Origin of the sequence: Methanocalculus taiwanensis (genome assembly GCF_024372745.1) — an archaeon.
GTDB classification, from domain to species: domain Archaea; phylum Halobacteriota; class Methanomicrobia; order Methanomicrobiales; family Methanocorpusculaceae; genus Methanocalculus; species Methanocalculus taiwanensis.
Genome location: NZ_VOTZ01000005.1, coordinates 44,513 through 53,777, shown reverse-complemented (window position 1 = coordinate 53,777; position 9,265 = coordinate 44,513). Strand labels below are relative to the sequence as shown.

Below are 9,265 nucleotides of genomic sequence, written 5' to 3'. Positions count from 1 at the left end.
AACAGTTTCTGAAGATTCCCTTCACACAGCCATCTACTCAAGGAATCTGAAGAGAGGATGCAGATCGGAATAGCTGATCAGACGCCCATATGATCGCTGCTGCGCCTGATCCCCCCCATAGACCACAAATGATTGTTCAGGCGTATTTCCCGAGAGAGTATTCCAGTAGGCAATCTCCTTGAAATAATCGGCGCTTGCTGTTCTTCCGGATTTGATCTCGACAGGGATGGGCGTCTGCCCGGCATATTCGATGATACAGTCGATCTCATGCCCAAGCTTATCCCGCCAATAGTAAAGACTGGAATCCCTGCCCCGGTTCAGCCTGAATTTCAACAATTCCGTAATGATCAGAGTCTCAAAGAGACCGCCTTTCAACGGATGGTAGGGGATATCCTCAGCAGATTGTATCCCTGCCAGATGGGCTGCAAGTCCCGGATCAGTGAAATAGAGTTTTGGATTTTTGACAAGCCGTTTATTGAAGTTCTTATGGTGAGGGCGTACCAGGATGATGAGGAGCGATGTCTCAAGAAGGGAGAGCCATTCTTTTGCCGTGTTATGGGTGATACCGCAGTCATCTGCGAGTGATGAGTAGTTGATCACCTGCCCGGATCGATACGCACACATCTTCATGAATGACAGGAATGTCGAGAGGTTCTGCACCTGTTTCAGGAGTCGGAGATCACGTTCGATATACGTCTGGATATATGAGGAATAGAAGTCGCCGGGGTGAATTTCGCTGCTGTAGGGGCGGGGAAATAATCCATCATAGAGGAGGTTCTCATAGCGTTTGGGTACAATACCGGCATCGGAAAGCTCCTGCATCGAGAGCGGGAGCAGTTTGATGATCCCAACCCTCCCGGCAAGTGACTGCGAGATCCTCTCCATCATCAGGAAGTTCTGGGAACCGCTCAGGATGAATTGGCCCGGCTTTCTATTCCTGTCAAGGACACCCTGGAGGTAGGAGAAGAGCTCTGGCACCCGCTGCACCTCATCAAGAATTGCCCCGGTTTCTTCATAATGTGAGAGGAAGCCCCGCGGATCCTCCTCTGCAAATGAACGGGTATCGGGATCTTCAAGCAGCACATAGGGCAAATCCGGAAATACAGTTCGGACAAGCGTCGTTTTACCGGACTGGCGGGGGCCGATCACCGATACTGCTGGAAACCCACGGGCTAGTTCACGGACTTTCTCTTCTGCTGCCCGCCTGATCATGGGGGTGGCGGGCTCAATGGTGTTGGACATATTATAAATGACATTTACAATTTGTCCATATAAAATCTTCTACGAATGAAAGCAACCATCCCCATCAATACCATTGTATAATCTGCATGCAACAGTGTGAGTAATCCTCGAATAGTCAGGTGAACAGAACGATATGGCACGATCACGGCTCGACCTTAACCCGGATGAGGCAGAAGAGGAGATCAGGAGGGTTGCCTCTGCGCTCTGCAACAGAGGGACAAGAGCACGCCTCGCCCGCCTGATCACAACAGAGATCAAAAGCTACACCCCCCATGACCTGATGCAGATTGCAGCCGCCCTCAGACGCGAAATCGAGAGACTGCCACCCCTCTACCGGAAAGCATACCAGCAATCTGCCCAGGAACAGATATTCGGAACGCATCACCGGATTCTCCTGATGGAGCGTGAAGGGAGAATCGAAACGCTCCCCGGAGAGATCCCTGATCCCGCCCTCTTTACAACCTTCTGCCTGATGATGGAAGAAGCATGCCTCGCACCCGGACAATCCGGCGATGCCCATATGGCCCCGATGGGGAGGCTTCTCTACTACCTCCTCTCCTGCTTCCTCATCTTCATACTCTTCGAATCCGCTCACCCAATAGGCACCCCATTCCCCGGAGGGATGAAGGTGGAGCTGAAAGGGGGTGTCGTCTGCTGCCCGGTGAGGGAGAAGGAGGATGATGTACCGTATGCCCTCTGCCGGTTCTGCCCGGCACACCAATCATAAAGCCCGGCAGAGATCCTTCATACCGAGGAGGACAACAAGCTTCTCGCCTTCTATGGATTCTTCTGCGACGGCAAACGTAATCATCCCTGCATCAGCGAAGAGTTCCAGGACCTCGGGGATACCGGTGAGCGAAGATATCAGGAGGAGAATCTTCCCATTACTGGAGAGAAATGCAGGGGCTGCTGCCAGAAATCGGCGAATCGTCTCCCTGCCATCCTCTCCCCCGTCAAGTGCGTACTCGAGCCAGTCATCGATCCGCTCGTCCGGCGCTGTGGGCAGGTACGGGGGATTGAAGAGGATCAGGTCAAACGACCCGCGGATCCCTTCAAAGAGATTGCACCTGATCACCGGCACACCACGTCTATAGGCATATGAGGCGGCAAGGGGGTTGATATCGGTTGCAGCAACCGTTGCACCAAAATCCATGAGTGCGGCGGCGATCGCACCGCTCCCGGTTCCGATCTCAAGCACGCGGTCTGAGGGAGAGACGATCCTGAGGCTTGCGTTCAGAAGGAGAACCGTATCCTCGGCAGGGGAGTAGACCTGGGGAGGTATAATGGGCATTCGTACACCGGAATTATTCGTGGGAGAGTGCATTTGCAAGTTCTGTAAACTCTTCGAAGGTAAGATTTTCAGGTCTCTGGGAGAGGATCTCCTCATCAAGGGATGCTATGAGGGAGTCTATCTGTTCTCTTCCAAAAATACCGGCAGCACTTTTTAAACAATTCCTGATCTTCTTCCTCCTCTGGGAGAAGAGGACACGGACAAGATCGGCATACACCTTCCGATCGAGAATCCAAACAGGAGGAGCGGCGGGTGTGATCTTCACCACCATCGACCAGACCTCCGGGGGCGGGGAAAAGGCATCAGGCGGAAGTTCCAGAAGCGGCTTCACCTTCGCATAGGTTTGCACCATCACAGACAGCCGGCCTGTATCGGGATTCCCTGCCGGGGTCATCATCTTACGTGCAAACTCCCACTGGTACATCAGTATTGCCACCTCAAAACCAATCTCGAGCAGGCGGAAGGTGATCGGGGATGAAACGGAGTATGGAAGATTGGAGATCACAATATCAAAATCCGGCAGGGCACACCGGGTGGCATCGCCATGGATAAGGATCAGGTTTCCCCCTTCGATCTCATCTGAAAACCGGTTGGTAAGATGATCCACAAGCAATGGATCAATCTCTACTGCAATAACGGTTGCACCCCTTTCGAGGAGTGCCTGTGTGAGCACCCCCTTTCCAGGGCCAATCTCAAGGACACGCTTTCCTGTTATGGGAACAGCATCTGCGATCCGCTGAATGGCTGTTCTATCGGTCAGAAAATGCTGATCGTGCCGTGCCCTCATCGTGATGTGAAGAGATGGTATTTAATATCCTGATCCATCAGCTCTTCCAGGATCCGATCGACGATCATCCGCTCTGGATGTGGAAGCGCCTTTATACGGGTCCGAATATCCTCAAAGCTGTTAAACGGCTTTCTGTGCCGGGCCTCAAGGACCTCGGTGAGGATCTTCTTCCCAACACCCGGAAGAAGATGGAGCATATGCAGTTTCAGGCTGATCGGAACGGACTTATTAAAAAATTCAACAAAACGTTCCTCGTTCTGGTTGACGATCTGCTCGATTGCATAAGGCAGTTCCAGCCTGGCAGTCGCGGTGAGTTCACTGTATTTCAGCCTCCGTTTCACACGCTCAACCTTTGGCCGTTCGCCATCTCCAATATACAGCAATTCATGCATCTGGATATCAGAGATTTTAGGAATGATCTCAAGCAGTTTGAACTGATCAATGCCGATTGCCTGAACAATAGGTTCGCGTTTGATGATAGGACGGGGATCATCTGCATACCCGTGCTGAAGTACATCAATCGCTAGCGCTTGACTCTCTTTCTTCTCCGCTCTCATGCTCATATCACCTATAATTGAGCTGAAACAAGATCGAGGATCGCATCCAGCTCTTCCGGAGTCAGGGTGAACCGCTCTTTTGCATAGATAGCGCGAAGTTCATCCCGATTCCGTGGCATCAGGTTTACGATCCGATATGCGATCTCCGGCTTCATCTTCTCAAGACCGAGCAGCGCATCAAGAAGTGATCTTGAAGCATCAGGAGAGAGCTTTGAGAGGTGGTTGACATGTTCAATGCTCTTCCTCAGCTCGTAAGACAGCTCCTTCCCGGACTCAAGCCGTGCAGCCTCAATCCTGAGGAGATCCTCCCGGATCTCCGGAAGGGTGACCCTTTCTTCGCTAATAAATGCCTTTACTTTCATGCCAATCACCAGATATGCTCTATTTAATATTTCTGTGCTTTTAGATGTTGTGGTTTAGCGATGACAACCTTCACCGCGTTCCCATCAGGGACCTCAAGGACCCAGGCACGTCCCCGTGACCCGATGACCGTTGCTGTTTTTCCATGGAATCTCCGGTGGGGCATTCCTTTCTGGATGCTCGGCTCCACAACAATGTGTACCTTCTGCCCAATGTCGAAGTCCTGAATAACCGAGGTGACCGGTGGGAGACCACGTGCTCTGAGTGCTTTCTTAAACTTATATCGAGTCTTTTTCCGTGGACCGTTATGTAGTGCCATGATTACTCCTCTCCATGCTCCGGCATACCCTCCACTGATATGACATCAAGTGTCATGACCCGTGCAGGGTTGCCGAGGATCTCTGAGAAACTGGGTGTTGTTCTCCCATTATCCCCTGATATGAGTTCTTTTATGTAGAGTCCTGCCTCTCCGACCACCTGGATCAGATACCGGCCATCCTCAACTCCAAGACACCCGATATCGATGACCGTACGTTTCCGGATAAGATCTGCTCTCCGATGGGACACACGCTGCGGGGTGCGTTGATGAATCACCTCCCCATTCAGGCCTTCCAGAGCTTTTTCGACCAGATCACGGGACGTATGTCCCTCAATATCGACCAGAATCCTGTATGTTTTATGAGCCTTGTGCGATTTAAGGGTTTCCACCTCCCTCCTGTTGCTCCAGCGGGAAAGAGCAACCTCAACCCTGCCAGCAGCTGAACTATTGATGGCAGATTCGAGTGCAGGGAGATCGACCTGCCGCTTCCGGGGAGCGATCACCTCCATGATGAAGGGGCGGCCGGTACCGATCATGAGGGCATCGATATCCTCGCGCCCTGCACCATGGAGGATCATGCCTTCGGCATTAAAGAGGTCGCGGGCTGGCCTTCCGATAAGCTCCTCCACTGAATCAGGATACTGTTTTCCTGTCCCGCCACAGGCATCGCAGCCGGCACCATGGCATGCGCGGCAGTCCCAGTGTGTCTGGGGGATGCCCCGTTCAAGCTTTTTATATCTCCCATAGAAGAAGACCGGCGCAATCTGCACCTCGACTGCTTCTTCAGCTATATTTAGGATCACCGTCACTTCAGGGTTCTTCGGATCCCCGCGCTTATTGGTGATATTTCCGACCGCCTTGCCAACCTCCCTGTTCATCTCGGACTTTAAGGGTTCGGGATCAGTGAGAGAGAAGTCGCTCCAGAGCATCTCCTCAGACTCCGCCATCATCGGGGGGACGCGGGTTCCGATCACAAATGTTTCATGGTCGATATCCGCTATGGCATCAGCGACACGGCAGGCCCAGAGATCGATCTCCCTGAAGAGATCAGAACAGACAAAGCAGGTTCCCTCTTCATAGGGAGCAAAACGGAGGTTTGCATCCAGTGCATGGGCAACCCGGAGTGCATGACCCCGCTCTTCATTCGAGAGACCAAATGAGCGCTTGGCAAAGAGCCTTCCAAGACAGTGATCACAGATCGGCCCATATTCAAGGATAGAGCCGACAAGTGAGAATAATTCGCTCATGCGGACCTCCGGTCAGCTTCATTCTGGTAAATCGTGATGGTATGATCGGCATGGAGCACCTGCGGACCGACCGAGAGTCGCGGGAGATCGGCTGTCATTGCTTCTTCCTCTTCAGTGAAGTTCTGATGATCAGATAACAGAAGGTTCTCAGGCAGGGATTTGACAATTCGAATATCATCGCCCGATTCATCAAGAACCGCGAAGGGATACTCGGACAAGAGCCTCGCAAGCCCCCCGCGCCGTATAAACACACCGGGAGACGATTCAATAAACTCAGATCCACAGGTCTTTCCAAGAGCTTTTTTTATCAGGGCCCCGGCGCTCCGTTCATCAGGATTTAAGGATCGGACACTATCTCCTTTGAAGAGGATCGTCGTTTCGGGACCGCCCTTTAAGATAAGGTAACACTCCACATTCCGTCTCAGGTCATGGGAGAGGAAGAAACCTGCATTCACACAACGGCAGAGTACATCCATTCTTCCGGCACTCCCGGGCATATCATTTAAGGAAAAACCGGGATCGGTCGTGGCACGATGGCCGACAATTGCAAATCGTCTCATAACAGGCTCCATATGGCTTCCCGGAGGAGTCTCATCTCGTATACCGGGAATTCGTACATAACATATATGACAGTACATCAGCTTAATATATACGGGAAAAGCAGAATTGCCTTCATCCAGGACGAAGAGGAGAATATACAATGAGTTCCTACAGGCAGCGCGATGTTGTACTGGCACCCTTTTCCTTTCACAAGAGAGATAGTATAAAAGTCCGGCCTGCCATTGTCCTTGGAGAGGAGAGCGGAGACCTCCTCCTCGCCCCCTGTTCACGAAGGAAGGCAGATTCGCTTCCTTCCATCACTATCAGTCTTGACGATTTTGAAGAAGGAGGACTGGAGCTCTTTGAAGATAGCGTCGTTTTGGTGGCGCACCAGGCACACGTTCCGAAGAGAAAGATCATTTCAAAAAAAGGAAGGCTCACCATGGAAGCCTTTGAGAGAATTACCCGGTGAAAATGCGGATCTCAAGCAGGATTATACCAGCTTATCCCCGCCGCCAAACTGTTTCATCATCCGGTTCATCGAGAAACGGCCTCCACCCTTGAAACCTTTGAGGGCACGCTGCATCATCTTATAATATTTGATCAGTTCACGGACATCATCGACTGAAGAGCCCGAACCCATGGCAATCCGATGAATCCGCGATGTACCAAGGAGCGATGGATCATCCATCTCGTCATCGGTCATCGAATCCATCATGATACGGTAGCGTTCCATCTTGACAGAGGTGACATCATAGACCTCGTTTGGAACGTTCATACCGCCAAGCGGGAGCATGGAGAGGACCTGTTTTAAGGGACCCATCTTGTTTAGGGCCTCCAGTTGTTTGTACATGTCCTTTAAGGTGAACTTACCCTTCAGCATCGCGTTGACATCGAGATCGCCCCCCTCCATCACATCTTCGGCACGCTCGACAAGGGCTTTTAAATCCCCCATTCCGAGCATCCGGGAGATGAAGCCATTCGGCTCGAACCGCTCGAGATCGTCGATCGTCTCGCCGGACCCGATAAAGACGATACTCGAGTTCGTCTCGGCAACCGCAGAGAGGGCCCCTCCACCTTTGGCTGTGCCATCCATCTTCGTGATGACAACACCATCGATCCCGATCGCCTCATGGAAGCGCCGGGCCTGATCCCGGGCGGCCTGGCCGAGCGCAGCATCGATTACAAGCCAGCGGTGGCTTGGCTTGACGATAGCGTTAATCTGCATGATCTCTTCGATAAGATCATCTTCAAGGGCGTGCCTTCCGGCAGTATCAACGATGATCACCTCAACATCACGGAGAGCGGTAAGACCATTTTTTACGATCCTGAGAGCATCTTTTTCTTTCGGATCGCCATAGATCGGGACATTGATCCTCTGGCAAAGGGTCTGGAGCTGGGTGAAAGCGCCGGGCCGGAAGTTATCACAGCAGATAGCACCCACCTTCAGCCCCTTCCGCTGGAAGTACCTGCAGAGTTTCGCGGTCGTCGTTGTCTTACCTGATCCCTGGAGACCGGCCATCAGAATCGTCTGGGGCTTCAGGGAGACCTCAGCCTCCGGACCCATCAACGAGACGAGCTCCTGATAGACGATCCTGAGGACGTGATCCCTGACACCCATCCCTTTTGGGAGCTCCTCTTCGAGTGCACGCTTCTTAATGGACTGGGAGAGCCCCATCACCAGTTTTACATTCACATCGGCCTGGATAAGGGCACGCTGAAGATCGCGGACCAGCTCATCAACTGCGGCCCTGTCAACGACAGCTTTTCCCGCAAGCTTCTTTACTGCATCCTTGAGGGAATTGGAGAGTGAGTCGAGCATCAGGCATCTTCCCCTAAAATCTCGTTTATGATCAGATCGGGTGTAAAGAGGACGATATCCTCGTATTCCTGGCCGACACCAAGGAATACAAGCGGCTTTCCGATAGTATATGCAATAGATATTGCAGATCCGCCCTTCTTATCCATATCAACTTTCGTCAGCATGACGCCATCAGCACCGATCGTCTTCTCAAACTCAGCGGCCCTGACAACCGCATCGTTACCGGCGGTTGCCTCATCCACATAGAAGATCAGATCCGGCTTGAATATACGCCTGATCTTCTCAAGCTGACTCATCAGGTTCGCACGGTTATGGAACCTTCCAGCGGTATCAGCGAGGACAACATCCACTTTATGGGCACGGGCATATTCAACGGCATCAAAGAGGACAGCAGATGGATCTGCCCCCTCCTGGTGATGGATCAGCCGGATGCCAAGACGGTCAGCATGCACGCGGATCTGCTCGATCGCACCGGCACGATAGGTATCGCCTGCGCCGATAACAATCGAAAAACCCTTTTTCTTTAGAAAATCTGAAACTTTGGCGATCGAGGTCGTTTTGCCGGTGCCATTGACACCGGTAAAGAGGATCTTCACGGGCTTTTCATGAGAGCGGATGAATCCAGGAAGATCAAGCCCCTCGCCAAGTACCTCACGGAGCGCATTTTTCAGGGCAAGAGTTACGATCTCATCAGGGCTCTCGCGGATCTTCCTGTGATTCCCGACAAGAGAGGTTCGCATATGTGCAATGATCGCATCGGTTACCGGAAGTGCAACATCGGATTCCAGGAGGATCATTTCCAGTTCAAAGAGCGGATCTTCAAGATCCTTCTCTGTCAGGATGAACTCGCGCTCTATGACGAGAGTCTTTACCTTTGTGAAAAAGCCGCTTTTTGGCTTCTTCTCAGAAGCAGCTTCCAAAACCCCTTCATGAGGATGGATCTCATCCTTTGTAGATTCCGGTGCAGGCTCCTGTGCAGTAAGATCAGCAACAGGGGTTGCAGGAGAGGGGGAGACCGGAGACTCTTCGAGTGTCTCCTCGATAGAAGCACCAAATCGTGACCGGACATCCCGTAATTTATTTTTCAGGCCTTCAAACAT

At 52.1% G+C, this 9,265-nt stretch carries 12 protein-coding genes; 2 read left to right on the top strand and 10 right to left on the bottom strand.

Annotated elements, in window-relative coordinates; translation table 11 throughout:
- Positions 1 to 33 precede the first annotated feature (33 nt).
- Entirely contained in the window at positions 34 to 1,242 is a 1,209-nt protein-coding gene (locus FTO68_RS03525; protein WP_255331993.1) for an ATP-binding protein, read from the bottom strand.
- 133 nt (positions 1,243 to 1,375) lie between these two features.
- Here FTO68_RS03525 and FTO68_RS03520 point away from each other — a divergent pair, with 133 nt between their 5' ends.
- Positions 1,376 to 1,969, top strand: coding sequence for a DUF2115 domain-containing protein (locus FTO68_RS03520; protein WP_255331992.1), 594 nt, complete (start codon positions 1,376 to 1,378; stop codon positions 1,967 to 1,969).
- On the opposite strand, the gene FTO68_RS03515 is transcribed toward FTO68_RS03520, so the two are convergent.
- Genes FTO68_RS03515 through trmY form a run of 7 tightly spaced genes read right to left on the bottom strand, consistent with a single transcriptional unit; the run spans position 1,964 to position 6,363 of the window.
- Positions 1,964 to 2,533: a HemK2/MTQ2 family protein methyltransferase gene (locus FTO68_RS03515; RefSeq protein WP_255331991.1), complete on the bottom strand. Its 570-nt coding sequence runs from the start codon at positions 2,531 to 2,533 to the stop codon at positions 1,964 to 1,966. The two genes, FTO68_RS03520 and FTO68_RS03515, sit on opposite strands and share 6 nt — an antisense overlap.
- A gap of 13 nt (positions 2,534 to 2,546) precedes the next feature.
- Positions 2,547 to 3,320, bottom strand: coding sequence for a 16S rRNA (adenine(1518)-N(6)/adenine(1519)-N(6))-dimethyltransferase RsmA (rsmA, locus tag FTO68_RS03510; RefSeq protein WP_255331990.1), 774 nt, complete (start codon positions 3,318 to 3,320; stop codon positions 2,547 to 2,549).
- Entirely contained in the window at positions 3,317 to 3,877 is a 561-nt protein-coding gene (locus FTO68_RS03505; RefSeq protein WP_255331989.1) for a DUF655 domain-containing protein, read from the bottom strand. Before FTO68_RS03505 ends, rsmA begins: the two co-directional genes overlap by 4 nt.
- Positions 3,878 to 3,888: 11 nt before the next feature.
- Positions 3,889 to 4,239 carry an RNA polymerase Rpb4 family protein gene (locus FTO68_RS03500; protein ID WP_255331988.1) on the bottom strand — a complete coding sequence of 117 codons (351 nt, stop codon included), beginning with the start codon at positions 4,237 to 4,239 and terminating at the stop codon, positions 3,889 to 3,891.
- A 23-nt stretch (positions 4,240 to 4,262) separates the two neighbouring features.
- Positions 4,263 to 4,556 carry a 50S ribosomal protein L21e gene (locus FTO68_RS03495; protein ID WP_255331987.1) on the bottom strand — a complete coding sequence of 98 codons (294 nt, stop codon included), beginning with the start codon at positions 4,554 to 4,556 and terminating at the stop codon, positions 4,263 to 4,265.
- 2 nt (positions 4,557 to 4,558) lie between these two features.
- Positions 4,559 to 5,803: a tRNA pseudouridine(54/55) synthase Pus10 gene (locus FTO68_RS03490; protein WP_255331986.1), complete on the bottom strand. Its 1,245-nt coding sequence runs from the start codon at positions 5,801 to 5,803 to the stop codon at positions 4,559 to 4,561.
- On the bottom strand, positions 5,800 to 6,363 hold the full coding sequence (gene trmY / locus FTO68_RS03485) for a tRNA (pseudouridine(54)-N(1))-methyltransferase TrmY (protein WP_255331985.1): 564 nt from the start codon (positions 6,361 to 6,363) through the stop codon (positions 5,800 to 5,802). The genes FTO68_RS03490 and trmY overlap by 4 nt, the downstream gene beginning before the upstream one ends.
- Positions 6,364 to 6,503: 140 nt before the next feature.
- On the opposite strand from trmY, the gene FTO68_RS03480 reads away from it, so the two are divergent.
- Complete coding sequence (locus FTO68_RS03480) at positions 6,504 to 6,815, top strand: type II toxin-antitoxin system PemK/MazF family toxin (RefSeq protein ID WP_255331984.1); 312 nt, start codon at positions 6,504 to 6,506, stop codon at positions 6,813 to 6,815.
- A gap of 21 nt (positions 6,816 to 6,836) precedes the next feature.
- On the opposite strand, the gene FTO68_RS03475 is transcribed toward FTO68_RS03480, so the two are convergent.
- Both FTO68_RS03475 and ftsY read right to left on the bottom strand, forming a co-directional pair.
- Positions 6,837 to 8,165, bottom strand: coding sequence for a signal recognition particle protein Srp54 (locus FTO68_RS03475; protein ID WP_255331983.1), 1,329 nt, complete (start codon positions 8,163 to 8,165; stop codon positions 6,837 to 6,839).
- Positions 8,165 to 9,265: a signal recognition particle-docking protein FtsY gene (ftsY, locus tag FTO68_RS03470; protein WP_255331982.1), complete on the bottom strand. Its 1,101-nt coding sequence runs from the start codon at positions 9,263 to 9,265 to the stop codon at positions 8,165 to 8,167. The genes FTO68_RS03475 and ftsY overlap by 1 nt, the downstream gene beginning before the upstream one ends.

Excerpts from the sequence above, each read along its gene's own strand:
- FTO68_RS03520 (WP_255331992.1), top strand. The coding sequence starts at position 1,376 with ATGGCACGATCACGGCTCGACCTTAACCCGGATGAGGCAGAAGAGGAG.
- trmY (WP_255331985.1), bottom strand. The coding sequence starts at position 6,363 with ATGAGACGATTTGCAATTGTCGGCCATCGTGCCACGACCGATCCCGGT.
- FTO68_RS03505 (WP_255331989.1), bottom strand. The coding sequence starts at position 3,877 with ATGAGAGCGGAGAAGAAAGAGAGTCAAGCGCTAGCGATTGATGTACTT.
- ftsY (WP_255331982.1), bottom strand. The coding sequence starts at position 9,265 with ATGTTTGAAGGCCTGAAAAATAAATTACGGGATGTCCGGTCACGATTT.
- FTO68_RS03500 (WP_255331988.1), bottom strand. The coding sequence starts at position 4,239 with ATGAAAGTAAAGGCATTTATTAGCGAAGAAAGGGTCACCCTTCCGGAG.
- FTO68_RS03490 (WP_255331986.1), bottom strand. The coding sequence starts at position 5,803 with ATGAGCGAATTATTCTCACTTGTCGGCTCTATCCTTGAATATGGGCCG.
- FTO68_RS03475 (WP_255331983.1), bottom strand. The coding sequence starts at position 8,165 with ATGCTCGACTCACTCTCCAATTCCCTCAAGGATGCAGTAAAGAAGCTT.
- FTO68_RS03525 (WP_255331993.1), bottom strand. The coding sequence starts at position 1,242 with ATGTCCAACACCATTGAGCCCGCCACCCCCATGATCAGGCGGGCAGCA.
- FTO68_RS03515 (WP_255331991.1), bottom strand. The coding sequence starts at position 2,533 with ATGCCCATTATACCTCCCCAGGTCTACTCCCCTGCCGAGGATACGGTT.
- FTO68_RS03480 (WP_255331984.1), top strand. The coding sequence starts at position 6,504 with ATGAGTTCCTACAGGCAGCGCGATGTTGTACTGGCACCCTTTTCCTTT.
- FTO68_RS03495 (WP_255331987.1), bottom strand. The coding sequence starts at position 4,556 with ATGGCACTACATAACGGTCCACGGAAAAAGACTCGATATAAGTTTAAG.
- rsmA (WP_255331990.1), bottom strand. The coding sequence starts at position 3,320 with ATGAGGGCACGGCACGATCAGCATTTTCTGACCGATAGAACAGCCATT.